The following is a 26,995-nucleotide window of genomic DNA, read 5'->3' on the forward strand; positions in this document are numbered from 1 at the left end:
ACGCTGTGACGCCGCCGTCCATGAGGAAGTCGCTGCCGGTGATGAACGTGCCGTCCGGATCACTCCACAAGGAACTGCAGCCGCTCGGCATCACGGCCATCGCCGAAAGCAAGAATCCGCCGTCCTTGGTGGCGCTGGGGGCGGACGCGTTCAACGCGTTCGGTGCCGTGGCCGAGGCGGAGCGCGCGGAACTGGATCAGTGGCGGGACCTGAGCCTCAGCACGGGCATCGAGGGCTGAGGAAACCCGGTATGCCCATGGCCCGCCGACGTGGCCGTCCCCTGGCGGTCAGATCTTCCCGACCCTGAGGTTCCGGTAGGCGGCACGCAGCGGTGCCATCTGCCGGAAGCCGAGATAGCCTCCGCCCAGCACCTTGTCCGACGTGTCCGTCCACGCAAAAAGGGGCAGCCCGTTGATGGAGAACGCCACCTGCGGGCCGTCCTTGACGAGTTCCATACGGTAGAAATCCCGGGCGTCCTCCGCGGGCGGCAACGGGTCAGCGCCCTGGGCCACCAGTTCAAAGCCGGCACTCTTGCGCAGGTTGCAGGTCCGGAAGGCCCGCTCGGAGTCGTACTTGTGCCGGAAGTACGACACATGGAGGGCGTCGATGTCTCCCGAATGGTACTGCGGGTAGTAACCAGTGCGCTGCGGGAGATCCGCCGAAAAGAGATCCCGGCCGGCGTGGCCGGTTGCCGAAAAGAACAGCATGGCCAGCCCCGGCTCCGCGAGGGGCAGGAACTCCCAGCTGATCCGGATGCCGTCCGGGAACTCCACCGGGCACCAGAACGTCCAGTGCGCATGGTCCCCGAGCTCGTCGTCGTCCGCCGGGCCGGATAGTTCGAGGGCGCCGTCGCGGGTACCCAGGCCCAGGGGTCCTTCGGCCACCCAGTCGGACACGTCGGGCGGGCCGGCAAGCGGGTTGGAGTACAGCAGGTCCGTGCCGGGCCGTGCCGCGCCCACCTAGCCCCTTCCCGCCGTCGTGAGTCCCGCCGTCGTGCCCTTTCGGGAGTCCGGCAGGGCATCCCGGCCAAATCCAAGCAGCGCAAGCCTGCCGGCAACTTCATCGGCGACCAGCGACGCACCGCGCTGGGAAAAGTGCGTGTTGTCCGCCAGCCCGTCCGGCCAGTGGGCGTTCTCACCGGGAGCGAAATGGCAGAACAGGGATTTCGATTCCTCGACGCCCAGCTCCGTGTACAGGCCGCGGGTCCAGGTGTTGAGGTCGACAACGGCGAGGTGCAGCTCGAGCGCGATCTCGCGGACCACTTCGGGATAGTCCTCCAAGCTGTCCTCCACGGTCCCGTCCAGGAAGTGCCGGCGCTCCACCGAAGTGCACAGCACCGGCACCGCACCGAGCGCGCGGACATCCGCCGCCATGCGGCGCAGGTTCGCTGCGTACCCGGTCCTGGCGGCAAGGTGAGGGCGCTTCTGGTCGTTGTGGCCGAACTGGATGAGCACCAGGTCCCCCGCCGCGGCTGTTTCCAGGAGCCGGCCCCAGAGCCCTTCCTCGCGGAACGACTCCGTGCTGGCCCCGCCTTTGGCGAAGTTGTGCACGGCAGCCCAGGTGTAGACGTTCCGGGGCAGCTGCGCACCCCAACCGCTCATGGGGTACTCGTGGGCGGGACAGGTGGCCACCGTGGAATCTCCGGCGAGCAGGATTTTCATGCTGTGCTTTCTGTTGGTGGGGCAGGCATCTGAGGTTCGGCCGCTCAGCCCTTGACGGAGCCGATGAGCATGCCCTTGGCGAAGTGTTTCTGCAGGAACGGGTAGAAGATCAGGATGGGCAGGGTGGCCACCACGATCACGGCGAATTTGATGCCCTGTTCCGGCGGGATGTAGTTCGGGTCCACGTTGCCGGTGCCGAGGAGGTCGGAGGAGGCGGTGACCTGGCGCAGGTACATCTGCAGGGTCCATTTGGAGTTGTCGCTCAGATACAGCAGTGGCGACATGAAGTCGTTCCAGATACCCACGGCGTAGAACAGCGCGAACGTGGCCAGTACGGGTTTGGACAGCGGCAGCAGGATGCGCCAGAGGATCCCGATTTCCGTGGCGCCGTCCATCTTGGCGGACTCTTCCAGTTCGGCAGGGAGTTCCTGGAAGAAGTTCTTGATGATGATCAGGCTGAACGGGTTGATCGCCGCGGGCAGGATCAGCGCCCAGTAGCTGTTGAGCAGGCCAAGGTCCTTGATCAGCAGGAAGGTGGGGATCATGCCGCCGGAGAACACCATGGCGAAGACCACCAGGGACAGGATCAGCTGGCGGCCGCGGAGGTTCCGCTTGGCCAGCGGGTAGGCCATGGTGACGGTCAGGATCAGCTGGATGACGGTGCCCACTGCCGTGACCAGCACGGTGGTGATGAGCGCGCGGATGAAGGCCTGGGTGGAGAAGATGTATTCGTAGGAGCCCAGGCTGAACTGCTCGGGCCAGACGAAGAAGGCCCGGCGGGTGATTTCCGCTTCGGTGGCGAAGGAACCGGCGAACACGTAGATGAAAGGCAGCAGCGTCAGGACGCCGATCAGCACCAGGAAGACGTAGTTGGCGGCGTCAAAGATCCTGCCGCCGGTGGTGTTGTGAATCTTCATTAGAACAGTCCGCTCTGGTTGAACCGCTTGGCCAGGGCGTTGGTGCCGAAGATCAGCACGATGCCCACCAGGGATTTGAACAGGCCCACCGCGGTGGAGTAGGAGTAGGCGCCCTGGGTGATGCCGACGAAGTACACGTAGGTGTCAAAGACGTCCGCCACATCGCGGTTGAGGGCGTTGGTCATGAGGTAGATCTGTTCGAACCCGGTGTTCAGCATCTGCCCGATCGCCAGGATGAGCATCACGATGATGGTGGACCGGATGCCCGGAAGCGTAATGTGCCAGACGCGGCGAAACCTGCCCGCGCCGTCGATGATCGCAGCCTCGTACTGGTCCTGGTCCACCGTGGCCAGGGCGGCCAGGAAGATGATGGTTCCCCAGCCGGTGTTCTTCCAGATCTCCTGCAGCACAATGAGCGGCCGGAACCACGCCGGATCGGACAGGAAGTCGATGTCGGTGCCCAGCACGGAATTGATGAACAGGAACAGCGGCCCGAAATCCAGGGCGAACAACAGGAAGCTCAGCGACGCCACGATGGTCCAGGACAAGAAGTGCGGGATGTAGACCAGGGTCTGGACCGTCCGTTTGAGGATGGAGAGCCGGACCTCGTTCAGCAACAGCGCCAGCACGATGGTCAGCGGGAACGCGATCCCCAGGTTCAGGAACGCCAGGATCAGGGTGTTGCCCAGCAGCCGGCCGAAATCAGGATTACTGAAGAAGTCCTGGAAATGCTGGAAACCCACCCACGGGCTGGCATTGACGCCCAGGAACGGTACGTAGTCCTTGAACGCGATGCTGACCCCGTACATCGGGGCGTACCGGAAGACCGCAAAGTAGACCACGCCCGGCAGCAGCAAAAGATAGAGCCACTTGTAGTGCGCGAAGTGAACGGCGAAGCGGCGTCGCCGCCCCGGGGCAGGCGCCGGTGGCGGCGCCTGCTCCGGGGTTTTGACGTCAACGGTGGACGTTGTCACTTGCTGTCCTGCCAGAGCTTGTTGATCTCTTCCTGGACCTTGTCGCCGCCGCTGGTCTTCCACAGCTTGATGGCGTCCTTCAGGCCCTGCTCGTCGATCTGGCCGGCCAGGTACTTGATCCGGGCGTCGGCCACGATGTTGTCCAGCTGCGCGCCCTTGGCAACATAGGTGGGCGACACGAAGGCCGCGGCCGGGTTGTAGACGGCACTCTTCAGGTCCTGGGCCATGACCTCAACGCGCTTGTCAAAGACTTCCTGCTCGTAGTCCGAAGCCTGTTTGACCGGGTAGAAGTTGTTGCCGGTGACGTTGGTGCCCAGCTGCGCGTAGCTCTTGATGTCCGTGGTTACGGCCTTGCCCTCCGGGGTCTCGGGCTTGATGGTGGCTGCCTTGCCGTCCTCGACAGTGAAGTTCACGCCTTCAATGCCGTTATTGAGGAGCGTAGCCACGTCCTTGCCGTTCATGGTGTTCAGGAATTCCAGGACGTTCTTCAGCTCAGCCTCGGTGCGGACGCTGGTCTTGGGGACCGCAAGGAACCCTGAGTAGCCGTCCGTCGGGTGTGAGTGCAGTTTGCCGTCCGGTCCCTTCAGGTTGCCGACGAAGCCCACCTTGTTCTGGAAATCGTTCGGGTTGGCTTGCTTGAACAGGTTGATCAGCACGCTGACGCGGGAGTCGACGTCGACAATGATGCCGCCCTTGCCGTTGAAGAACGGCTCGTTCCACTTGGTGCCGTCGAAGGTGGCGAAGTCCGGGTTGATGAGCTTCTCGTCCACCATCTTCTTGACGAACCGGTTGGCTTCCAGGAACTCCTCGGTCTCGAAGCTGGCGATCAGCTTGCCGTCCTTTTCGGTCCAGCGGTTGCCGGCACCGTACCACTCCTCGATGATGTCGTAGGGGCTGTTGGAGCCCAGTGCGCCCCACTTGGGAATGGTGATGCCCCAGGTATCGTTCTGGCCGTTGCCGTCCGGGTCCTGCTCGGTGAAGGCCTTGGCCACGTTGTAGAGGTCCTCGGTGGTTTCGGGTGCCTTCAGTCCCAGCTTGTCCAGCCAGTCCTGGCGGAACATCACGGCTGCGCGGATGGGGTTGCGGGCCCGGAACACGCCGTAGACCTTGCCGTTGACGCTGGCGTTCTTCTCGACGTCCGGGAAAGTGGTCTTCAGGTTGGGGTACTCGTCAAGCTTGTCCGTGAGGTCCCAGAATGCCCCCGCCTCGGCGTTCTTGACGAAGCCCGGCGACTTGCTTTGAACCACCATGACCTGGGGGATTTCGGAGGAGGCCAGGGTGATGTTCATCTTGTCCTCGTAGGAGGCGTTCGGCGTCCACGTGATGTTCACGTCCTTGCCGGTGAGCTCCTCGAGCTTCTTCTGCACGGCGCCGTCAGCGGACGGTGGCTGCGCCTCCAGGAACGGCGCCATGACGCTGATCTTCGAGGAATCCGCGGCCGGCGCTTCACCCCCGCTGCACGCTGTGAGGGTGAGGGCGGCGGCGGTCACGACGGCGGCCGCCAGGCTGAGTTTTCTACGGGTCATAGTGTTTTCCTTTTCCACTTCTTCGGGGTTGGTTCGGGGTCTAGTCATTGCAGGTCAGGTGGTGCAGTTCAGGTGGCATCATGAGGCGGCCCGGCTATTGATACGTTTCACTCATAGCTCCGCCCAGCGCCCGGCGCCTCACGCAGCGGGGGCTCCGACCATTGCCGCCGGGCGCGCGGCGTCCGAGGCGTCCGCGGCATCACCGGTCACGGATTCGTCGTTCGCAGTGAAGAACCGGTCGCATAGCCAGCCGGTCACGTAGAGCCATGCTCCGACACTGAAGAACGGGATCAGTCCGGGGAGGGCCTGGCTGGCGAACAGCGCGGCGGCGGTCACGAAGAGCAGGATTGCGGTGCCCGCGAGGTGCCTGAGCGCAAACCGCGAGGACATCAGGAGGTACTGCGGGAGGGGAAGTTCATAGCGGGCAAACATCGGGAAGAGGTGGCAGGTCACCGCCACCAGGAAGATCGCGGCAACGAAGGCGCCGGCAGCCATCAGCTGGGACAGGAGGTCGCCGGAGCGGGAGAAGTAATTCCAGTTCAGGGCCAGGGCCGCTCCGGCCAGCAGGACCGGCAGCGCCAGGCCGTTGCCGCGTCCGAAGTTGCGGCCATATTCCTTAGTGAAGGAGCGAAGCAGCGGGGCGGCCTCGCCCCGGACCCTGCGGCGCACCAGGATCTGCGCCGCAGCGGTGGCGGGGCCCACGCCCAATACGCCCAGGCCGGCGAGCGAGAACACCATCCACAGCAGATTCAGGCATGCAATCCACAGCAGGGTGTCGAAGAACGAATATGCCTTGGCGCTAAAACTTCCAGCCAGCACAGCTAGCCCCCTTCGGATCTCCATCGTTGCAGAAACGGGGGCCGCAGTGGTCCACGTCACGTTAGTAAGCGGTTTCTCGAAAATCTAGACGCTTTTGAAGCGCCGGTCAAGATGAATTTTGAATCGTTACATAATGAACCCGCCGGGGTTAGACTGTTGGCGAGAGTAATATGGAAAGCGCTTACCACAAGTGTCAGCAGGCCGAACCGGCCTACTCTGATAGCGGCGGCAACGGGCCCCTGCCCGGCGATTTCCAGCAACGACACCGACGTCAAACCCCGTCCCGGGGACAGAAGAGGAGAGCCATGGGCACACTGTCCGCGCCCGTCCCGGAAAAAGGCAGAATTCCGGCAACAGAAGTCACGATCACCTCCGCCGCGGCGAGGGTGGCGCTGGTAGGGGTCCACGGCTTCGGAACCCACCACCTCCGCAACCTCGAAAGGCTTCAGAAGGACGGGGCGGTCGCGCTCGTGGCTGTTGCCGACCCGAATCCCCCGGCCGACGGCGCGCTCCCTCCCGAAACCGCAGTCTTCGGCAATCTCGACGACCTCCTGGCCGCAACGCCTGGGCTCGACCTTGTCATTGTGGCCACTCCCATTCAGACGCACGCGCCCTTGGCACTCACAGCCCTCCCCTATGCCGACCTCTACCTCGAAAAGCCCCCGGTCGCTTCCCTGGCCGACTTCAACCGGCTGCAGGACGCCGCCGCGGCTGCCGGACGGAGTGTCCAGGTCGGCTTCCAGAGCCTCGGTTCACATGCCCTGAAGGCCATCGAGGACCTGCTCGAGGCCGGCGAAATCGGCACCCTCCTGGGAATCTCCGCCACCGGCCGCTGGGTCCGGGACCGGGCGTACTACGCGCGGTCGCGCTGGGCGGGGAAACGAAGCCTGGACGGCGTCGACGTCGTGGACGGTGTGGCCACCAACCCGCTGGCGCACGCCATCGCCACCGCCTTGAGGATCGCCGGCGCACGGACCGTGGACGACCTCGCTACCGTGGAAACGGACCTCTACCGCGCCAACGACATCGAATCAGACGACACCTCCGTCATCCGTGTCCGCACCGCCTCCGGCCTTCCCGTGACCTGTGCGCTGACCCTGTGCGCCACGGAGTCCGTGGAACCGTACGTCACCCTGCAGGGCAGCGAAGGAACCGCGGTGTTCCACTACACCGAAGACCGCCTCAGCGTCAGCACTGCCGCCGGCGAACGCCACGAGGTGTTTGGCCGGGACGACCTCACAGAGAACCTGCTGGACCATCTGCGGCACCGCCGCCAGGACCAGCACGGACGCGCGCCGCTGATCAGCTCCCTTGCGGACAGCGGCGCGTTCATGCGGGTACTGGAAGCCATCCGCACCGCCGAAGCCCCGGCTCTCATTGCCGGGGAGCACCTGGAGTGGGTGGGCGACGGCGACTCGGCCCACGCCGTCGTCTCCGGCATCGAAGATGCACTGGAGCGGGCGACGGCGGCGCACGCCACCTTCAGCGAGCTGGGCCTGCCCTGGGCCCGGCCGGCGTCCGGCGGCGCAGACATGTTGTCACTTTCCGTGCAGGGCACCGGGCACGACGGCGGCGCAGCAACCGGCGTGCACAGCGGCGCCACCGCGCTGGCCACCCTGCGGAACGGCTCCGGCGTCGCAGCCCGGCTCTCACCCCGCCCCTACCTGCATCCGGTGCGTTCGCTCGGCGGCGTCACCGTCACCGACCACCTTCCGGCGGACCACCCGTGGCACCTCGGCGCCGGCGTCGCCCTGCAGGATGTGAACGGCACGAACTTCTGGGGCGGCAAAACCTACACACGCGCCGCCGGACGATATGAGGAACGCCCGGATCACGGCCGGATCGTGCAGCTGTCCGCAAAGACAGAGCCCGGATCGCAGGGCGGCGACTCCCTCCATCAGGAGCTCAGCTGGCAGGCGCCGGACGGCAGCGAACTGCTCCGCGAGCTCCGCACCACCCGCGCCGGCCGGGTGGACGCCCGCACCTGGCGGCTGGACCTGGCAACGGAACTTACCGCCGTCGTCGACGCTTCGCTGGGCGGCCCCGGCTCCAACGGTGCTGCCGGAAGCGGCTACGGCGGGTTCTTCTGGCGGCTGCCCGCGTGCTCCGCCGCGAGTGTCTTTACCGCCGACCGGCAGGGCGAGGCAGCTGTCCACGGCTCCGCCTCGCCCTGGCTGGCCTGGACGGGAATCTTCCCCGGGGGCGCGGCCAGCCTGGTGTTCGCCGCACCTGCCGAGGCGCCGGACCCCTGGTTCGTCCGCCTGTCCGGCTACCCCGGCGTGGGCTCCGCCCTGGCGTGGGACCGGCCCGTGATCCTCGCCGCGGGAGAATCCGTCCGGCGCTCCTTCACGGTGTGGATCGCAGACGGCACGCTGTCCCCGGCGGAAGCTGCGGCATTGGCCGATCACTGCTAACCCGCGTTGGCGAGGTGCACCGGCCGAGCGCGCTAGCCCAGTGCGCTCCTAAGTTCCTCGATCGACTTCTTCGCGGCTTCCTCCGGGCTCACCCTGCCAAAGTGGACCTCGGTGGTGAAGCGGGTCAGGATCTCCGAGGCCGGGCTGGACCCTGCCGGCGGGACAACGGGAGCGTCGCCCACTTCATCCGCAATGTCGTTGATGAAGGCGGCCGTGGCGGCGTCCGCCGCGCTCAGCTTGGGCGTGATGGCGTCGCGCACCTCGGTATTGCCGGGGATGCCGCGGTCAGCCAGCGCAATTTCGCCGGCCTCGACGCTGTTGGCCAGGAAGTCGATGAACTGTTGAGCTTCCTTCGGGTGCTTGGTGCGCGAGCTTGCGGACCAGAGCTGGGACGCTTTGTAGTACTGCTGCGCCGATTTGGCGTTACCGTCCGTGCTCGGCGGCCGCTTGATTTCCAGCGGCTGGCCGGAAGCCTTGGTGAGGGCGCCGAGCTGGTTGGACCACAGCCAGCCCATGGCGAACTTGTTCGTGGCCAGGCCTGTCTGGTCCAGCGCGGCGGTGGCCTCTTCGGTCATGACCGAAGCCGGCGGCACCGACTTCGCGTCGCGGAGGCCGGCTTGGAACTCGAAGTATTTCGTGGCGTCAGCCTCATCGAATCCCAGCTTCCCGTCCGAGGTGAAGAGGGACTTCCCGTGCTGGCGCAACCAAAGATTGAACGATGCGTCGCCCGTGATTGATCCGGAACCGTAGATGCCGGCCTTGCTGTTGGCCGTGATGTCCGCAGCCGTCTTCTCGTAGTCCTGCCAGGTCCAGGACGCGTCATCCGGCAGGGCCACGCCGCTGGCGGAGACCAGCGCGGGGTTGGCCAGTACCACCAGCGCATTCATGCCGGCCGTCACGGCGAACTGCCCTTCCGGTGTTTTGCCGGCGTCGGCCGCAGCCTTGTCGAATTTGGACAGGTCCACGTCCTTCAGATCCAGGAGCGCCCCGCGCTTGGCGTACTCACCGAGATATTGCAGGTCCATCTGGATGATGTCCGGGGCCTTCTGGGAGGCCACCTGGGTGGCGAGCTTGTCCCAGTAGCCGGACCACTCCCCGTATTCACCCTCGATCTTGATGTTCGGGTTCTTGGCCTCGAACGCGTCAATGAGCTTCTGGGTCATCTTGTGCCGCACGTCCGAGCCCCACCAGGTAAAACGCAGCGTCACCGGGCCGCCGGCATCGGACTGCGCACCGCCCCCGCAGCCTGAGAGGGTCAGCGCGAGGGCTGCTGCCACCGCCGCAATTTTGGGAGTCCGGGATTTCAGGGCGCGAAAAATCATTCGATGTCCTTTTGACGGCTGGGTTTTGATGGGGTTCGACTCAGCGAGAAAACGCTTTCTCATCCACCCTAAGTGTGCGCCCGGTCACAGTCAATAAGGAGGCGCTGCCGAGTTTTTGTCCAGATCGAGGGACATACCCGAGGGTTAGCTCGCGTTATCTGGACAAAAACTCAATACTGGACCGCCGTCGGGCGTTCAGCCACATCAGCAGTCCGATGACGGCGGCGGACAGCATTCCGAGGGCTCCGGTCACCACGAGGCCGGTGCGCACACCGAACTCTTCCGTGAGCCAGCCGGCCAGCAGTCCGCCGAGGGCGTGGCCGCCCAGCAGCAGCGGCAGGTAGAGCGCCAGGACTCGCCCGCGGACGTCCGCCCCGGCCTCCAGCTGGACGGTAGTGGCCGCACTGGTCAGGAAGAGCAGCGTCATGATGCCGACCAGCACCAGCATGGCCACGAACAATTCCTGCGTGGGCATGAGCGCGGCCACGAGCTGGGTCAGCCCGAACAGCCCGGCACTCACCACGATCCCCCGCCGGCCCAGGGTCCGGAGCCGCGCCGCCAGCAGCGCGCCTGCAAGCGCACCCGCGGCGCTGAACGTGTTGAAGATGCCGAAGCCGGCGGCGCCACTGTGCCAGACATCTTCGGCGAACGCCGCCAGTACCACCGGTCCGTTCATGCCGAACGCGCCGAGGAGCCCGGCCAGCAGCATTACCAGCAGGAGGGACGGCCGGCGGCGGACGTAGCGGAACCCCGCGAGGATCTGCCCGCGGCCCCGGAGAGGCGGCGGGCCGGGGTAAAGCCGGGACGTCCGGATCGCCGCGATCAGGCCAATCACCGCCAGGCATACGACGGCGTTCGCGGCGAAGGCGGCGGCGGAACCCGCCTTGGCGATCAGCAGGCCGCCCAGGGCGGGTCCAGCCATCGCGCCGAGCTGGCCGATCGCGTTGTTCAGCCCGATCGCGGGACGCAACGCGGCGTCGCCCACCACCTCGTTCACGAACACCTGGCGGGCCGGACCGTCGACCGCGGACGTGATGCCCAGGGCCACGCAACAGGCGTACACGGCCCAGACGGTGATGCCGCCGCCGGCGTCCAGGACCGCGAGGGCCAGGGCCAGCAGCGCGGTGATGGACTGGCAGATCAGCAGTATGCGGCGCTTCGGAAACAGGTCCACCAGGATGCCGCTGAGCGGGCCCACCACCAGCATGGGCAGGAATTGGAGCGCCACGGCCACGCCCACGGCAGCGGGGCTGCCCGTCAGTTGCAGGACCAGCCAGTCCTGGGCAAGGCGCTGCATCCAGACCCCGGTGCTGCCCGCGAGCTGAATGGCAATGAAGAGCCGGTAGTTGCGCTGCGCCAGGGGGTGGTACCAGCGAAGCGGCCGTTCTGAAGCTTGTTCTTGGAGGGACTCAGCGGACTGGGTGCGGTCGGAAGACACGTCTGGCTCAACTCGGTAGTGAAGTGGACCTGCTGGGACGGTGTGTCGGGGTGCTGGTGGTGCTACGCGCGCACCGAGCGCATCTTGACGGCGGCCGAGGCCAGGATCAGGGTCCCGGGAACCACAACGAACAGGGCTGCCAGCATCCAGACGAACACCACTCCCGCGAAGAGGGCGGCGGCCAGCAGCAGGGAACCGGTCCAGTCGCGGAGCGAAATAGCCTTGGCGGTCTCAAAGGCTGCGGTCCAGGCGCTGCGTGGAGTCGCGCTGCCCGTCACGTCAGACCATGCAGCAGCGGTGCGCAGGAGCAGGACGGCAGCGGCGGCAGCCAGGATGAGGGTTGCCGGCAGGACCACTTCCCGGCCCGGAAGCTGCCCCACCCATGCGAGCAACAGGTTAAGGACAATCACGACGGCGGCTGCCGCCGTCGTGATTCCCAGCTTCCAGCTGCCCGGCAGCGCCGAGCGGAACGTGCCCCAGAGGGCGCGGAGGGAGTCATCCCTGCCGGAGAGGTGGCGTTCAAGGTGCGCGATGCCGGCGGCATAGGCGGCCGGGATGGTGACCAGCGGAATGGACAGCACCAGCACCAGCACTCCGGCCAGGAGGGTCTCGGAAAACAGGGCAAAGCGGTTTACCGGGATGCGGTCGTCGCGGCCTGGGGCGGGTGTGGTGCTGTCCATGATGCTCATATCCTGTCAGCCCTTGAGGCCCTGGGTGGAGACGCCTTCGACGATGTAGCGCTGGAAGACCAGGAAGAAGATCAGTACCGGCAGGAGGGCCAGGACGGACATGGCGATCATGGCGCCATAGTCCGAGGACTGGGTCTGGTCCACGAAGAGTCGCAGGGCCAGCGGCAGCGGGTACTTTTCCGGGGTGTTGAGGTAGAGCAGGGGACCGAGGAAGTCGTTCCAGCTCCAGATGAAGGAGAAGATCGACGTCGAGATCAGGGCGGGTTTCATCAGCGGGAGCATGATGGAGGTGAAGATCCGGACATGGCCGGCGCCGTCGATGCGTGCGGCTTCGTCGAGTTCGGCAGGGAGGTTGCGCATGAACTGGACCATCAGGAACACGAAGAACGCGTCCGCGGCCAGGAACTTGCCGATCAGCAGCGGGATGTAGGTGTCCACGAGGCCCAACTGCTGGAAGATGATGTACTGCGGGATGATCACCACGTGGAAGGGCAGCAGCAGGGTGGCAATCATCATGCCGAACAGCGCGCTGCGGCCCGGGAACTTGATCCGGGCGAAGGCGTAGGCCGAGACGCTGGCCGAGAGGATGGTGCCCACCACGGCGCCGATGGCCAGGACCAGGGAGTTGGTGAAGAACTGCAAGGTGGACACCCCGCCGATCCCCTCCATGGCGGTGGCGAAGTTGTCGAAGCTGAAGTTGCTGGACCACAGGGAGGTGTTGGTGCCGCCGATTTCGGCATTCGGCTTGAAGGACGAGGCCACCATCCACAGCGCCGGGTAGAGGACGACGGCAGTGAGGGCGAGGGCCACGATGTGGAAAATGAGGCTCTTGGCGCGCTTGGCACCGACAGACTCGGACTTCGGGTTGTATTCGGGCGCCGGAGCGGGGGCGGTGCCGCCGGCTTTCGGCTGGGTGGGTGTTGCCATGGTTGTCATTTCGAATCACCGCTGTAGTGGACCCAGGACTTGGAGGTTTTGAAGAAGATGAGCGTGATGATGCCCACCACGATCACCAGGAGCCAGGCCATCGCCGAGGCGTAGCCCATCCGGAAGTCGGAGAAGCCGCGGAGGTAGAGGTAGAGGGTGTAGAAGAGGGTGGAGCCGGCCGGGCCGCCTTCACCGTTGGAGATGATGTAGGCAGAGGCGAAGATCTGGAAGGCGTGGATGGTTTCCATCAGCAGGTTGAAGAAGATCACCGGGGAAAGCATGGGCCAGGTGATGTTGAAGAACTTCCGCACCGGACCGGCACCGTCCATGGACGCCGCTTCGTAAAGGTCCGCGGGGATCTGCTTCAGGCCGGCGAGAAAGATCACCATCGGGGCGCCGAACTGCCAGACGGTCAAAAGGATCATCATGGGCATGGTCATGGAGGGGTTGCCCACCCAGCCGCCAAGGTTGATGCCGAAGAAGGACAGGCCCTGGTCCACCGGGCCGGCGTCGCCGAACATCGCCTTCCAGACGATCGCGATGGACACGGACGCGCCGATCAGGGACGGGGCGTAGAACGCGGAGCGGTAGAAGCCCTGCCCCTTGCGCTTGCTGTTCAGGAGCATGGCCACCGCGAGTGCGGCGGCGAGCTTGAGCGGGGTGCCGAAGACCACGTAGGACAGGGTCACGCCCACCGACTGCAGGAACCGTTCGTCCTGGAACAGGGTGGTGTAGTTGTCCAGGCCGATCCATTTGGGCGGCTCGAAGAGGTTGTAGTTGGTGAAGGACAGGTAGAGCGAGGAGATCATCGGGCCCACGGTCAGGGCGATGAATCCCAGCAGCCAGGGCAGCAGGAAGGTGTAGCCGGCGCGGGCATCCGCCCCCCGCTGCCGCGACTTGCGCGGCAGCGGCGGGGTGGACGACGTCGAACGCCTGCTCAGGGTTGGGCTTTGAGTCACGAGTTCATTCCGTCAGTTGTGAACGTCGGGCAGACAATACGCTGCTCAGGCGTTCTGCTTGATGAGGTCTTCGGCTTCCTTGAACCAGGCGTCGGCCGCCGAGTCAACGGTCAGCTTGCCGAAGTTCAGGTCCGAACTGATCCGCTTGAACGAGGCCTCCAGGGTGCCGAAACCGACGATGGGCGGCTCGGGAGCATCCTTGAGGTACTTTTCGATGGACTTCTCGTAGTCCACCACGATCTTGTCGGTGCCCTCGAAGGTGGTGCCGTCGCGCTGCTTCTTCGAGGCGGGAACGCCGCGGGAGGTCTTGAAGATCTGGCCCACCTCGGGGTCGTTGATCATAAAGTCGATGAAGCGTGCGGAGGCGTCCTTGAACTTGGTCTTGGCGCTGGCCACCATGAGCATCGAGGGCTTCAGGAACAGGCCCAGGTTGTCCGGGTCGTCGGAGGGAACGGGGACGATCTTCAGTTCCTTGGCGCCGCTGTCCGCGAGGTAGCCGGCCATGAAGTTGTCCCAGGTGTTTTCCGCGACGGTCACGTTGGAGCCGAACGGCGACTTGGGTGCCAGCTGGGTGGTCCGTTCCTCGGAGACCAGGGCCGGGGTACCGCGCAGGTCCGAAGCCATGTTCCACCAGGTCTTCAGGTCGTCCTTGCTGAAGCCGAGCTTTCCGTCCTCGGTGAAGGCTTCGATGTTCTTCTGGCGGAGCCAGATGTTGAACTGCCACCAGATGCCGGTGAAATCCGTGGAACCGAAGATGGTGCCGTTGCCCTTGGCGCCGACCTCCTTGAGCCAGGACTTGTATTCGTCGTAGGTCCAGCTGCCGTCGGGCTCGGAAACGCCGAGGGTCTTGAGCTTGGCAGGATCGTAGTAGACGGCGAAAGCGTTGGTGCTGGTGGGGATGCCGTAGGTCTTGCCCTTGATCTGGCCGGACGGCAGCAGCGACTTGTCGAAGCCCGAGGTGTCAATCTTCACGGTGCTGAGGTCCAGGAGCTGGTTCCGCTGGCCATAGTCCCGCAGGTACGAGAGGTCCCACTGCATCACGTCAGGCAGGCCGCCGCCGGCAGCCTCGGTGGCGCGCTTCTGCCAGTAGCCGGCAAAGTCGGTGAAGTTGCCGTTGACCTTGATGTCGGGGTTCTTGGACTCGAACAGTTCGATGGCCTTGCGGGTGCGGGTGGCGCGGTCATCGTTGCCCCACCAGGTGTAATTGATGGTGACCGGGTTCTGTGCCGAACCGGTCTGTGCCGGGGCGGACTGTCCGCACGCGGCCAGGGCTGCGGCAGATGCGGTGCCCAGCGCCACGGTGGTGAGGAAATTCCTTCTGCTGATCATTAGAGCCTCCTTGCTCGGTTGTGTAAGCGCGATTCCCTGTGATTCTCTTCAACGAGGGTGGTGACCTGGCTTACACGTGCTTTCTGAAACGATACAATATCCTCATTCCCATATTTGGGCAAGCGTTTTCCAAACATCTGCTTTCATGCCATGATCGTGCACCGGCCTCGACGAAGGAGTCACATGTCATCCCAGGAAATATCCACTCCACCAGCGGTGTGGAGCAGCCTCGAAGGTATCGCCTACGGGGGCGACTACAACCCCGAGCAATGGCCAGCCGGCACCCGGCTGGAGGACCTGGAGCTCATGAAGGAAGCCGGTGTTACGTTCCTCAGCGTGGGCATTTTTTCGTGGGGCCTGCTGGAGCCTTCCGAAGGCGATTACGACTTTGGCTGGCTGGACGACGTCCTGGACAACCTGGCCGCGGCAGGCATCAAGGTGGCCCTCGCGACAGCAACTGCCGCGCCCCCGGCATGGCTGGTGCGCAAGCATCCGGAAATCCTCCCGGTCACCGCTGACGGAACCGTGCTGGGACCGGGCTCCCGGCGGCACTACACGCCGTCGTCGGCCGTTTACCGGCGCTACGCAACCGGCATCACCCGGGTGCTGGCAGAGCGCTACAAGGACCACCCTGCACTGGCGCTGTGGCACGTGGACAACGAACTCGGCTGCCATGTTTCGGAGTTTTACGGCGACGAGGACGCGGCCGCCTTCCGCCGCTGGCTTGAGCGTCGGTACGGGAGCATCGAAGCCCTCAACGCGGCATGGGGAACGGCCTTCTGGTCCCAGCATTACGCCTCGTTCGAGGAGGTCCTGCCGCCCGCGGTGGCGCCGTCCACGCTGAATCCGGGGCAGCAGCTGGACTTCCAGCGCTTCAGCTCCTGGGCCCTGATGGATTATTACCGCTCCCTGCTCGAAGTGCTGCGCGAAGTAACGCCAGGGGTGCCCGCCACCACCAACCTCATGGTTTCCAGCGCCACCAAGTCCATGGACTACTTTGACTGGGCCAAGGACCTGGACGTGATCGCCAACGACCACTACCTCGTGGCCGCCGATCCGGAGCGTCAGGTCGAACTCGCATTCAGCGCGGACCTCACGCGCGGCGTTGCGGGCGGCGAACCGTGGATCCTGATGGAACATTCGACGTCGGCAGTGAACTGGCAGCCCCGCAACCAGCCCAAGATGCCCGGCGAGATGCTGCGCAACTCCCTGTCACACGTGGCCCGCGGCGCGGATGCCGTGATGTTCTTCCAGTGGCGGCAGAGCTTCGCCGGTTCGGAGAAGTTCCACTCCGCCATGGTCCCCCACGGCGGACGGGACACCCGCATCTTCCAGGAGGTGGTGGGGCTCGGCGCCGCGCTCCGGAAGCTGGCCGCTGTGCGGGGATCGCGCGTTGAGTCGCGCGTGGCCATCGTTTTCGACTATGAGGCCTGGTGGGCCAGCGAACTGGATTCCCACCCCAGCCAGGACGTGAAGTACCTGGACCTGATGCGCGCCTTCCACCGCTCCCTGTTCCTGCGCGGGGTTTCGACGGATTTTGTGCACCCTTCCGCCTCCCTGGAGGGTTACGACCTGGTGCTGGTGTGCACCCTGTACAACGTCACCGACGACGCGGCCGAGAACATCGCCGCGGCTGCCCGCGCCGGCGCAACAGTCCTGGTCAGCTACTTCAGCGGGATTGTGGACGAACAGGACCACATCCGCCTCGGCGGGTACCCGGGCGCGTTCCGGGACCTGCTGGGCATCCGGGTGGAGGAATTCCACCCGCTGCTGGCCGGTGCCTCGGCCAAGCTCAGCGACGGCGGAGTGGGGCGCGTGTGGAGCGAGCACGTGCACGCGGCCGGGGCTGAATCGGTACAGACGTTCACTGAGTACCCGCTGGAGGGCGTCCCCGCCCTGACGCGGCGCTCCGCCGGAGCGGGCTCAGCCTGGTACCTGGCAACCTTCCCGGACGGGGACGGCATCGAGTCGCTGGTGGACCGGCTGCTCGCCGAGTCGGGAGCTTCCGCAGTGGCGGAGGCGGACCAGGGCGTCGAATTATCGCGACGCCGCACCGGCGACGGCACCAGCTTCATCTTCGCCATCAACCACTCACGCGCCGATGCCAGCGTCCGCGTGGCAGGGGCTGAGCTGCTGTCCGGCGAGCGGTTCACCGGCACGGTTCCGGCCGGCGGCGTGGCGGTGATCGCGGAGGACTGACCTGGAACGGGGCGGCACGGGCAGCCTTAGGCCGCCCGGGCCGCCCCGCCGGACGCTCAACCGCACCATGACAGAGGCCTGTCCGCAGAGCCTGGCCCAAAAGGTCAGGATCTGCGGACAGGCCCGGGATTTTCCGGCTGCTCAGCCCTGCGTGCTAGCTGCTGATGGCTGACTTCATTTCATCGACTGCCTTCTTGCCGGCTTCCTCCGTGGACAGCCGGTTGAAGAGAACCTCCGAGGTGTAGCGCTTGACGATTTCCTGGATGGCGCCCGCGCCCTTCGGCGGCGGTGCCGGGGCCTCGCCGAGTTCGCCCTTGATCTGGTCGATGAACTTGACCACCTTGATGTCGGCGGGGGTCAGCTTGGGTGCGATTGCTGCCCGGACATCGGAGTTGGGGTAGACGCCGCGGTCGGCCAGGAGCGCTTCGCCGGCCTTGGTGTTGTTGGCCAGGAAGTTGATGAATTTAGCGGTTTCTTCCGGGTGCTTGGTGCGTGACGAAGCTGACCAGAACTGCGAGGCCTTGTACCAGAGCTTGGCATCCGCTGAGCTGCCGGTCTTGGACGGGAACCGCAGGATCTGGAGCTCGCCGCCGGCGGCCTTCTCCAGCGCGGGAAGCTGGTTGGACCACCAGAACGCGAGTCCGTTCTTGCCTGTCGCCAGGCCGCTCTGGTCCAGGGCTGCGGCTTCGGCCTCAACCACTTCCGAGGCGGAGGGCACGGCCTTCTTCTCGCTGAGTTCCTTCAGGAAGGCCCACCACTCGGCGATGTCGCCCGGCTCAAAACCCAGCTTCCCGTCGCTGGTGTACAGCGACTTGCCGTTTTGCCGGAGCCATACGCCGAGCGAGGCTTCATCGGTGCCGTAGGCGGCAGCGCCATACGTACCCTTCGGCGACTTCGCGGTGACCTCGGCCGCGATGCGCTCGAAGTCCTCCCACGTCCAGGTCTTGTCGTCGGGCAGCGCAACGCCTGCGGCCTTGAAGACTGCCGGGTTGGCCAGGATGGTTGCAGCGTTGATGCCGGCGGCAATGCCCGTCAGGCCGTCCTCGCTCTTCCCGGCGTTAAGGGCGGCTTCGTCAAGCTTCGACGTGTCAATGTCGTACTTGGAAAGGTCCAGCAGGGCGCCGCGGGAGGAGTACTCCGTGATGTATTTTTCGTCCATCTGGATGATGTCAGGGGCGTCGTTGGCAGCAACCTGCGTGGCGAGCTTGTCCCAGTAACCGCTCCAGTCGCCGAACTCCGGCTTGATCTTGATGTTCGGGTTCTCGGCTTCGAAGGCCGCGATCGCAGCCTGCGTCAGTTGCGCACGCTTGTCTCCTCCCCACCAGGAGAAACGGAGTTCAACCTTGCCGTCGGCACTTTGCGGGGCGGCTCCCCCGCCGCAGGCACTGAGGGCAAGGACGACGGCGGCAGCTGCGGCAACTGCGCCGGTTCGGCGGAGCCTCCGCCCGGCCCGGGCGGATGTGGCCTCTGCTGCGCCACGACTGGCGGCTGAGGCAGGGCGGGAAAATAGCGGCACTGGATTCTCCGATCTTCTTTGATCTTGAAAGCTGATTGAGTTCGAAATGAGTGGGCTGGAAAGTTGACGAGAAAACGCTTTCTCATCACTGATGATACAAGCAAGCGACTTGTATTACAAGACGTTTGACCTGCTGATTTAACGTTTGGCCTGCTGATCAAGCGGCCGCCCAACAAAAACGGGGTGGACGGGCGACGAACGCCCATCCACCCCGCGCAGACGTGAGCCGGCAGGCTTATTTGATACCCGTCGTCGCGATTCCCTTGATCAGGAAGCGCTGCCCGAACAGAAACACCAGGAACACCGGCAGCAGGGACACGATGGACATCGCGAAGAGCGAACCCCAGCTCGTGGCGGACTGCGAGTCCACGAAGGCCCGCAACGCCACCGGAACGGTGAACATGTCCGGATCAGTCAGGTAGATGAGCGCCCCGAAGAAGTCGTTCCACGTCCAGATGAACGTGAAGATGGTGGTGGTGGCCAGGGCCGGCACCATCAGCGGCAGGATCACCCGCAGGAAGATGCGGGGGTGCCCCGCGCCGTCGATCCGTGCGGCCTCATCCAGCTCCTTGGGAATGCCCCGGATGAACTGCACCATGAGGAACACGAAAAACGCATCCGTCGCCAGGAGCTTGGGCACAATCAGCGGCCAGAAGGTGTTCACCCAGCCGATCTGCGAGAACAGGATGTACTGCGGAACGATGATCACGTGGAACGGCAGCATGATGGTCAAAAGCATGATGCCAAAGAACAGCTTCTTGCCGGTGAACTGCAGCCGGGCGAAGGCGTAGGCCGCCATGGAGCAGGAGATCAGGTTCCCCAGGATGGATCCCAGCACCACGATCGCCGAGTTGAGCATGTAGTGGCCAAACGGGTGGGTCAGGGCAGACCAGCCATCGGTGTAGTTGCCCATTTCCAGGCTGTTCAGCCACAGTCCCGGCTCACGGAAAATCAGCTCGTTGGGCCGCAGCGAGGACACCACCATCCACAGGAGGGGATAAATCATCAGGCCGCCGGCGACGATCAGGATGGCGTGCTTCATCAGCGCCTTGCTGCGCTGCGTCCGACTGAACGCCAGGGTCCCCCTGGACTCCCGCACCTTGGGCTTGCGGTTCGTAGGCTTGCCGGCACCGGGTGTCTTCTTGTCCGGAGCGGGCAGCGTCTCAAGCTTAGTCGTCATAGAAAACCCAATACTTAGAAGCGATGAAGTTGATGGCGGTGAACACACCGATGATGACCAGCAGGAACCAGGCCATCGCCGAGGCGTAGCCCATGTCGAACTGGCCGAAGCCCTTTTGGTAGAGGTACAGCGTGAAGAACATGGTCGAGTCGGAAGGACCGCCATTGCCGCCGGAGACGATGAACGCCTGGGTGAATGACTGGAACGAGCCGATGATCTGGAGCACCAGGTTGAAGAAGATGATGGGGCTGAGCATCGGCATGGTGATCCGCCGGAACTGCTGCAGGGTACTCGCACCGTCGACCTTGGCTGCTTCGTAGTACATGACCGGGATCTGGCGCAGGCCGGCCAGGAAGATGATCATGGGAGCGCCGAACGTCCAGACGTGCAGCAGGATGATCGAGCCCAGGGCCGTGCTGGGATCCGAGATCCAGCCGGGCCCCTGGATGCCGAACATGGCCAGGACCTGGTTCACCAGGCCCGTGGTGCCGAAGATCTGCTTCCACAGGATGGCAACAGCGACTGAGCCGCCCAGCAGGGAGGGCAGGTAGAACACCGAACGATAGAACGGCAGTCCGCGCAGGCCTTTATCAAGAACCAGGGCGATCAACAGCGCGACGGCCAGCTGGAGCGGTACGCCAACGAAGACGTAGGTGAACGTCACCCGCAGCGAATTGTGCAGCCGGGCGTCGCTGAGCATGCGGGTGAAGTTGTCCAGGCCGGTCCATTCCGGCGGCTGTAGCAGGTTGTAGTCCGTGAAGGACAGGTACAGGGACATCAGCATGGGGCCGATGGTGATGGCGACGAGCCCCACCAGCCATGGCAGCAGGAAGATATATGCGGCCTTGTTGTCGCGGCCGTTGGCCTTTTTCTCCTCAGCAGTGGCTTTGCCCTTGCGGCGGGAGATCGAGCTGAGTTCGCTAATGGCGCTCACTGCGTCAACTCCGTCCGGCACAGCGGGCCCGCTGCCGGCATGCCTGCCGGGCGCGTAGCCCTGGGGATGTGTTTAGCGGCCATGTGGTCTCCTTTGGTCATCGTGGCCCTCCACGTCTTGGTGATCGTCTGCGCGATCAGTGTATGCACCGCCCTTGTGGCCAATCCGGCCGTTCTGCAGGATCTCCCGCAACGGCCTCTTCCGGCATCTTTCGACGGTGCTGAACAACAGCGGCTTTGTACCAAAGTAAACGTTTTCTTGACTCCTGTATAGCCCTTTGTTAGTTTTTGAGAAAACGCTTTCTGTTACGCGGGTCACTCACCCGCCGTAGCAAACAACTGAGGGGCAGGACAATGAGGTTAGCTCTCAAGAAGTCTGTAATGGGTGTTGCCGGCGCGACGGCTGCACTGGTGCTGGTACTGACAGGCTGCGGCAACAGCCCGCAGGCCGGGAAGGTGGGAACGGCGGAGGACCCGGTCACCATCCGGTTCGCCTGGTGGGGCAACGATTCCCGCGCCAAGACCACCCTGGAAGTGATCAAGGACTTCGAAGCTGCCAACCCCACCATCAAGGTGCAGGGTGAAAACACCGAGTTCAGCTCCTACTGGGACAAGATGGCAACCCAGATCGCCGGCGGAACCACTCCGGACGTGTTCGCCATGAGCGGCGCCTACCCCAGCGAATACGCCAGCCGCGGCGTGCTCCTGGACCTGGACAAGGTGAAAGAGCAGATCGATACTTCCAAGTTCGCCGAGGGAACCGTGGACCTGGGCAAGATCGACGGCAAGCAGTACACCATCACGGCCGGCGTGAATTCGATGTCCATGGTCATCGACCCCCAGGTCTTCGAGGCTGCCGGGGTGCCGCTGCCGAATGACGAAACCTGGACCTGGGACGACTACGTGGACATCGCCGCGGAGATTGCGAAAAAGTCGCCGGCGGGCACGTTCGGCACCACGCCCATGGCCAATGATTCGTTCCTGGCCGTCTGGGCACGCCAGAACAACGAGTCCCTCTACACGGATGACGGCAAGAAGATGGGCATCAGCGAAGGTACCTTGACCCGCTGGTTTGAACTGAACAAGAAGCTCATGGACACCGGCGGCGCCCCGTCGGCATCCCAGACTGTGGAGGACGGCTCGGCCCAGCCCGAGCTGACCCTCATGGGCCAGGGAAAGCAGGCCATGAAGATTTCGTGGAGCAACCAGATGACGTCATATTCGGGTTCCCCGCTGGTCATGATGAAGATGCCCGGCGAAAGTAAGCAGCCGGGAGCCTGGCTGCGTTCCTCCATGGAATACGCCATCTCCTCGAAATCCGCACAGTCCAAGGAAGCCGCACTGTTCATCAACTACCTGGTGAACAACATGGACGCCGCAACCAAGATCAAGAGCGACCGCGGCATGCCCGCCAACACGGATCTGAAGGCCGGCATCACCCCCCTGCTGAAGGAAGGCCAACAGAAGGAGGCAGCGTACCTGGACCGGATCGCGGAGCTGGATGTGGCCCCGACCAAGCCGTTCCCGGCCGGTTCCTCCGCCACCCTTGAGGTGCTGAACCGCTACAACACCGACGTTTTGTTCGGGAAGATTTCCCCGCAGGACGCTGCGAAGGGCTTCATCGCCGAAGTCAACCAGAACCTGGGGTGAGCATCATCGCCCGGCATCCCCACCCAACGAACATCGCCTGTCCTCCGGGACAGCACCTCCCTGAACAGTAGGCAGGTCCGTGAACGAAACCATCCAGCCGGTCCGGCCCAGTGCGATCGCCGGTTATGAGGACTGGCCTGACTGGGTCCGGCAGCATCCGCGGCACCAGGCGTCCGGCCCCGCGGCGCAGGAACTTTCCGACGCCCTTGGCGTGCCGGTTCCATCCACCCCGGAGAACCTGCAGGTCCACCGGGAGGACACGCACGACGGCGTCACCACCTCCCAGCTGAGCTGGCAGTTGGGATTCGGTCCCCGGACTACCGGCTGGCTGGTCCGCCCGGCCGGAAGCACCGGACCCCTGCCGGGCGTCCTTGCCCTGCACTGCCACGGCGGAAACAAGTTCGGCGGGGCGGACCGGCTCGTGGAACTCCCCCACTCCCACCCCTCCGCCGCAGCGGCCCGCGCGGGCCACTATGACGGGCACGCGCTGGCGACGGACGTGGCGCGGCGGGGCTTCGCGGTCCTGGCGCATGACACGTTCGCCTGGGGCAGCCGCCGCTTCGACCTTGCGCATCCGCCGTGGCGGACAGCCTCCGCGCTGGACGCCCGCAAAGCGCAGTGGCGGGAGGACGGCGTCGAGCCCTCCGAAGCGGACCTCTACAATGCCGCCGCCGGCTACCACGAGGATACGGTGGCCAAGGCGGCCGGACTGCTTGGCACCAGCCTGGCCGGCATGGCGGCGCACGACGACCTCTCCGCCCTGGAAGTGCTCGCGGGCCTGCCTGGCGTTGACCAGGACCGGCTGGGCTGCCTCGGATTCTCCGGCGGCGGCGGCCGGTCTCTGACGTTGGCCGCCCTGAGCCCCCGCATTCGGACCTACGTGGTGACCTGCATGATGACCACCTTCCAATCCCTTCTGCCCGCCTACCTGGACGCGCATTCCTGGCTTCTGCAGACCCCTGGGCTGTGGAAGCTCGGTGACTGGCCGGAACTCACCACCCGGTCCGGCGCCGGCAGCTTCCTGGTCCAGTACGCCCTCGCGGACCCGCTCTTCCCCGAGGCCGGCATGCGGGACGCCCACAACAAGCTGAAGTCACTTCATTCCCCGGGCGCCTACACCGGCAGTTTCTGGCCCGGCGGCCACGTCTTCACCGCCCGGATGCAGCAGGAAGCGATCAGTTTCCTGTCGGCAGCCCTGGGCACCGGGGGCCAGCGGCCACAGAACCGTCCCACCTTTCACCCCCTTAGCCTTTGAGGACCACTTCATGACTCAGCAATCCGTCGCCGCGGATGTTGGCAGCCGCACCGCTGCTGACTCCGCAGATCCGCCCGCCCGCCCGCGCATCGCCCTGGTGGGCGTGCACGGATTCGGTGAGCGGCACCTGGCCAACCTCGCACGGCTCGAGGAAGCCGGTGCCCTGGAACTGGTGGCCGTAGCGGACCCCGCTCCCCCCGAGCCCGGGAGGCTCGCGGACTCCGTGGCCGTCTTCCGGGACCTGGAACAACTGCTCGGCTCCGGTCCGGCCCCGGACGTAGTCATCCTGGCCACACCCATCCAGACGCATGCGCCGCTTGCCCTTGCGGCCATCGCCGCCGGCGCCGATGTCTACGTGGAGAAACCGCCCATGGCATCCCTGGCCCAGTTCGACGCCGTGCTTGCCGCGGCGCAGGAGGCCGGCCGGCTGGTCCAGGTGGGCTTCCAGAGCCTGGGCTCCCACGCCCTGCCGGCGCTGGACCGTCTGGTGGGGGCCGGTGAAATCGGCGAGGTGCGCGGAGTCAGCGCCGCCGGCACGTGGGTGCGCACCAAGGGCTATTTCAAGCGATCACGCTGGGCGGGCAAACGCAGCCTGGACGGCACCGATGTGGTGGACGGCGTAGCCACCAATGCCCTGGCGCACGCGGTGGCCACCGGGCTGAAGATCGCCGGCGCGGAACTGGCCCGCGACGTCCTGTCCGTGGAGACGGACCTGTACCGTGCCCACGCAACCGAAAGCGACGACACGTCGGTGATCCGGGTCCGCACTGCCGGCGGCGCGGTCCTCCTCTGCGCCCTGACCCTGTGTGCCGACGAACAGACCCCGCCCTCCGTCACTGTCCACGGCACACTGGGCCGGGCAGACTTCTTCTACACAGAGGACCGGCTGACCGTTACCACGCCCGACGGCGAGCGCACCGCAACGTTCGGCCGCACCGATCTGCTGGAAAACCTCCTGGCCGCCCGCCGCCCGCCTGGCAGCGCGAGCCAGCTGCTCAGCCCGCTGGCCGGGAACGGCGCCTTCATGACGGTGCTGGAAGCAATCCGGACGGCGGAGCAGCCCCGCGCGATCGGCGCAGCGCATGTGGCCTGGGAAGGTGAAGGCGACGACGCCCACCCCGTGGTCAGCGGAATACGCCAGCTGGTGCGCCGGGCCGCCGCGGCGCAGGCCACCTTCGCAGAGCTCGGCGCGCCGTGGGCACGCGAACTGCCCGGCGAACTGCCCTCAGCCGGGCCGCAACCCGCCTTCACGGTGAACGGGGCAGCGGTGGCGAGGCCGGCAGACGGCAGCCGGATAACGCCCACGTCATCGCCCCGGCCCTACCTCCATCCCGTCAGCACCCTGGCCGGCACCGTGGTGACCGATCATCTCCCCGAGGACCACGTGTGGCACCTCGGGGCGGGGGTTGCCATCCAGGACGTGGACGGCGTCAATTTCTGGGGCGGCCGCACCTACACCCGCGACGCCGGGGCCTACATCTGGCGGAAGGACCATGGCCGGATCGTCACCCTCGCGGTGGAAGACGGCGCCCGCGGAGACTCGCGGACCGAAACCCTGAGCTGGCTGGCGCCGGCGGGCTCCGCCGGGCCGGGGGTTCCCCTCCTCAGCGAACGCCGGACGTGGAGCTGGGCCGCCGTCGGCTCCTCCACGTGGCAGCTCACGCTGGATTTCACCTTGACGCCGTCCGGACCGGCCCCGGTCACGCTGGGCAGCCCGGGCTCGAACGGCCGGCCGCAGGGCGGGTACGGGGGCTTCTTCTGGCGCCTTCCCGCCGTCGACGGCGGGAAGGTGTGGACAGCGTCCGCGGAAGGGGAAGACGCCGTCCACGGCGCCGTCCCCTCCACTGCGGCGCCGTGGCTGGCGTGGTCCGGAAATTTCCGGAACGGAGAGCCCGACGGCGGCCCGGCCACCCTCGTCTTCCTGCCCCGGCCGGAGCCCGGGCAACCCTGCGATCCCTGGTTTGTCCGCGCAGCGGGCTATCCCGGCGTCGGACTGTCCCTGGCGTGGGAGCAGCCGGCAACAGCCAGCCACGCCAGCCCGCTGCACCGCACCGTCACCGTCCTGGTGGCCGACGGCCTCCTGTCCACCAGCGATATCGAACAGCTCATCACCACTTTGGGGGAATCCAAATGAACACTGCCACCCACCAGGCACAGCAGGTACCGCAGGCATCCGCCGGGACGTCCATGACGACACCGTGGAACCTCTCCGACCGGGCCGTGAAGCGGCGGCGGGTCCTGGAGATCCTGGATGCCGCGGGCCGGGACTCGCTGCTCCTGACCACCAACACGGCGCTGACCTGGTACCTGGACGGGAGCCGGATGCACATCAGCCTCGCCGGCGACCCCGTCGCGGCCATGCTGGTTGACCGCGACGGCGATCATCTGGTCACCTTCAACAACGAGGCCGCCCGGATCGCGGCGGAGGAACTGCCCGACGGCGTGGACCTCCACACAGTGCCCTGGCACGGGCAGCTTCATTCCGCCGCAGCCACGCTCGCCCCCGGCGGAAGGCCCCTCGCGGAGGCTGATGTGGCCGGAGAACTGAGGACTGCCCGCCAGCCGTTCCTGCCAGGGGAGAGCGCACGGTACGCCCGGCTGTGCGCCGACGCCGCTGCCGCGATGACAGACGTCCTTTCCGGCACCACGCCGGAAACCACCGAGTTCGCTGTGGCCTCCGCCCTGGCTGCACGGATCGTGGCGATGGGGGCCGAGCCGCTGGTGCTCCTGTGCAACGGCGCCGGACGCAGCGGGTTCCGGCACCCGCTGCCCACGCACGCGCCGATCGGCCGGCGGGCCATGGCAGTGGTGTGCGCGCGGCGCAACGGGCTGGTGGCCAATGTGACCCGCTGGGTGCGGTTCGACGCCGGAACCCCGGGCGAGCTCGAAGCGGAAGCCCGGATCGCGGCGGTAGAAGCGGACATTTTCGACGCCACTATTCCCGGTGCACGGCTGGACGGCATCTTCGCTGAAATCCAGGAAGCCTACCTCCGCCACGGCTTCGGCGCAGAGCAGTGGACCCTCCACCATCAAGGCGGTCCGGCCGGCTATGCGGGCCGTGACCCCCGGGCGACGCCCGGCACCGACGACGCCGTGGTCCTCAACCAGACCTTCACCTGGAATCCTTCCGGTCCCGGAGTGAAGATCGAGGACACGGTTCAGCTCACCGAGTCGGGGATCAGCGTCCTCAGCGTGGACCCGCGCTGGCCGGCCGCGGTCGTGAACGGCATCCGGCGGCCGCTGACCCTGGAGCTGTGAGCGCTCGCTTCCCAGCACCGGCACACGAT

General features: G+C 65.6%; 22 protein-coding genes. 7 read left to right on the forward strand and 15 right to left on the reverse strand.

Translation table 11 applies throughout. From position 1 onward, the window contains the following. Positions 1–5: 5 nt before the first annotated feature. Positions 6–239 (forward strand): hypothetical protein, encoded by a 234-nt coding sequence (locus ACSQ12_RS17185; protein WP_436066221.1) that lies wholly within the window; start codon positions 6–8, stop codon positions 237–239. Positions 240–287: 48 nt separating this feature from the next. Here ACSQ12_RS17185 and ACSQ12_RS17190 read toward each other — a convergent pair whose 3' ends face one another. From ACSQ12_RS17190 to ACSQ12_RS17215, 6 genes are all read right to left on the reverse strand, one after another. Next, positions 288–959 (reverse strand): DUF1961 family protein, encoded by a 672-nt coding sequence (locus ACSQ12_RS17190; protein ID WP_436066222.1) that lies wholly within the window; start codon positions 957–959, stop codon positions 288–290. Beyond that, on the reverse strand, positions 960–1,661 hold the full coding sequence (locus tag ACSQ12_RS17195; RefSeq protein WP_436066223.1) for a rhamnogalacturonan acetylesterase: 702 nt from the start codon (positions 1,659–1,661) through the stop codon (positions 960–962). A 44-nt stretch (positions 1,662–1,705) separates the two neighbouring features. Then, positions 1,706–2,578, reverse strand: a complete 873-nt coding sequence (locus tag ACSQ12_RS17200) for a carbohydrate ABC transporter permease (RefSeq protein WP_209742573.1) — start codon at positions 2,576–2,578, stop codon at positions 1,706–1,708. Beyond that, on the reverse strand, positions 2,578–3,552 hold the full coding sequence (locus ACSQ12_RS17205) for an ABC transporter permease (protein WP_209742572.1): 975 nt from the start codon (positions 3,550–3,552) through the stop codon (positions 2,578–2,580). The genes ACSQ12_RS17200 and ACSQ12_RS17205 overlap by 1 nt, the downstream gene beginning before the upstream one ends. Beyond that, positions 3,549–5,078, reverse strand: a complete 1,530-nt coding sequence (locus ACSQ12_RS17210; RefSeq protein WP_436066224.1) for an extracellular solute-binding protein — start codon at positions 5,076–5,078, stop codon at positions 3,549–3,551. Before ACSQ12_RS17210 ends, ACSQ12_RS17205 begins: the two co-directional genes overlap by 4 nt. Positions 5,079–5,216: 138 nt before the next feature. Continuing rightward, positions 5,217–5,897: a YesL family protein gene (locus ACSQ12_RS17215; RefSeq protein ID WP_436066225.1), complete on the reverse strand. Its 681-nt coding sequence runs from the start codon at positions 5,895–5,897 to the stop codon at positions 5,217–5,219. A gap of 305 nt (positions 5,898–6,202) precedes the next feature. On the opposite strand from ACSQ12_RS17215, the gene ACSQ12_RS17220 reads away from it, so the two are divergent. Further along, the gene (locus ACSQ12_RS17220) at positions 6,203–8,311 is read left to right on the forward strand and encodes a DUF6807 family protein (protein WP_436066226.1); all 2,109 of its coding nucleotides are present in this window, start codon (positions 6,203–6,205) and stop codon (positions 8,309–8,311) included. A 32-nt stretch (positions 8,312–8,343) separates the two neighbouring features. On the opposite strand, the gene ACSQ12_RS17225 is transcribed toward ACSQ12_RS17220, so the two are convergent. The 6 genes from ACSQ12_RS17225 to ACSQ12_RS17250 all read right to left on the reverse strand — a co-directional run bounded on the left by ACSQ12_RS17225 (position 8,344) and on the right by ACSQ12_RS17250 (position 14,975). Further along, entirely contained in the window at positions 8,344–9,633 is a 1,290-nt protein-coding gene (locus ACSQ12_RS17225; RefSeq protein ID WP_436066227.1) for an ABC transporter substrate-binding protein, read from the reverse strand. Positions 9,634–9,787: 154 nt separating this feature from the next. Beyond that, positions 9,788–11,071 carry an MFS transporter gene (locus ACSQ12_RS17230; RefSeq protein WP_436066228.1) on the reverse strand — a complete coding sequence of 428 codons (1,284 nt, stop codon included), beginning with the start codon at positions 11,069–11,071 and terminating at the stop codon, positions 9,788–9,790. A 62-nt stretch (positions 11,072–11,133) separates the two neighbouring features. Beyond that, a complete protein-coding gene (locus tag ACSQ12_RS17235; protein WP_436066229.1) occupies positions 11,134–11,760 on the reverse strand; it encodes a Poxvirus protein I5 in 627 nt (208 codons plus the stop codon). 6 nt (positions 11,761–11,766) lie between these two features. Further along, positions 11,767–12,696: a carbohydrate ABC transporter permease gene (locus ACSQ12_RS17240; protein ID WP_209742565.1), complete on the reverse strand. Its 930-nt coding sequence runs from the start codon at positions 12,694–12,696 to the stop codon at positions 11,767–11,769. Next, on the reverse strand, positions 12,693–13,646 hold the full coding sequence (locus tag ACSQ12_RS17245) for a carbohydrate ABC transporter permease (RefSeq protein WP_209742564.1): 954 nt from the start codon (positions 13,644–13,646) through the stop codon (positions 12,693–12,695). Before ACSQ12_RS17245 ends, ACSQ12_RS17240 begins: the two co-directional genes overlap by 4 nt. Positions 13,647–13,691: 45 nt before the next feature. Continuing rightward, positions 13,692–14,975 (reverse strand): ABC transporter substrate-binding protein, encoded by a 1,284-nt coding sequence (locus ACSQ12_RS17250; RefSeq protein WP_436066230.1) that lies wholly within the window; start codon positions 14,973–14,975, stop codon positions 13,692–13,694. A gap of 183 nt (positions 14,976–15,158) precedes the next feature. On the opposite strand from ACSQ12_RS17250, the gene ACSQ12_RS17255 reads away from it, so the two are divergent. Continuing rightward, positions 15,159–17,174 (forward strand): beta-galactosidase, encoded by a 2,016-nt coding sequence (locus ACSQ12_RS17255; RefSeq protein WP_436066231.1) that lies wholly within the window; start codon positions 15,159–15,161, stop codon positions 17,172–17,174. Between the two features lie 154 nt (positions 17,175–17,328). On the opposite strand, the gene ACSQ12_RS17260 is transcribed toward ACSQ12_RS17255, so the two are convergent. The 3 genes from ACSQ12_RS17260 to ACSQ12_RS17270 form a co-directional block, all read right to left on the reverse strand. Continuing rightward, positions 17,329–18,690: an ABC transporter substrate-binding protein gene (locus ACSQ12_RS17260; protein WP_436066232.1), complete on the reverse strand. Its 1,362-nt coding sequence runs from the start codon at positions 18,688–18,690 to the stop codon at positions 17,329–17,331. A 235-nt stretch (positions 18,691–18,925) separates the two neighbouring features. Next, positions 18,926–19,870, reverse strand: coding sequence for a carbohydrate ABC transporter permease (locus ACSQ12_RS17265; protein WP_011693152.1), 945 nt, complete (start codon positions 19,868–19,870; stop codon positions 18,926–18,928). Continuing rightward, positions 19,860–20,804, reverse strand: a complete 945-nt coding sequence (locus tag ACSQ12_RS17270) for a carbohydrate ABC transporter permease (RefSeq protein WP_043483689.1) — start codon at positions 20,802–20,804, stop codon at positions 19,860–19,862. The genes ACSQ12_RS17265 and ACSQ12_RS17270 overlap by 11 nt, the downstream gene beginning before the upstream one ends. 380 nt (positions 20,805–21,184) lie before the next feature. On the opposite strand from ACSQ12_RS17270, the gene ACSQ12_RS17275 reads away from it, so the two are divergent. The 4 genes from ACSQ12_RS17275 (at position 21,185) to ACSQ12_RS17290 (ending at position 26,966) form a co-directional block, all read left to right on the forward strand. After that, positions 21,185–22,453, forward strand: coding sequence for an ABC transporter substrate-binding protein (locus ACSQ12_RS17275; RefSeq protein ID WP_436066233.1), 1,269 nt, complete (start codon positions 21,185–21,187; stop codon positions 22,451–22,453). 79 nt (positions 22,454–22,532) lie between these two features. After that, positions 22,533–23,708, forward strand: coding sequence for an acetylxylan esterase (locus ACSQ12_RS17280; protein WP_436066234.1), 1,176 nt, complete (start codon positions 22,533–22,535; stop codon positions 23,706–23,708). Between the two features lie 10 nt (positions 23,709–23,718). Beyond that, on the forward strand, positions 23,719–25,842 hold the full coding sequence (locus tag ACSQ12_RS17285) for a DUF6807 family protein (RefSeq protein ID WP_436066235.1): 2,124 nt from the start codon (positions 23,719–23,721) through the stop codon (positions 25,840–25,842). Beyond that, a complete protein-coding gene (locus ACSQ12_RS17290) occupies positions 25,839–26,966 on the forward strand; it encodes a M24 family metallopeptidase (RefSeq protein WP_436066236.1) in 1,128 nt (375 codons plus the stop codon). The genes ACSQ12_RS17285 and ACSQ12_RS17290 overlap by 4 nt, the downstream gene beginning before the upstream one ends. The last annotated feature ends 29 nt before the right edge of the window (positions 26,967–26,995 follow it).

This window comes from Arthrobacter sp. LjRoot14 (assembly GCF_964253905.1).
Lineage (GTDB): Bacteria > Actinomycetota > Actinomycetes > Actinomycetales > Micrococcaceae > Arthrobacter.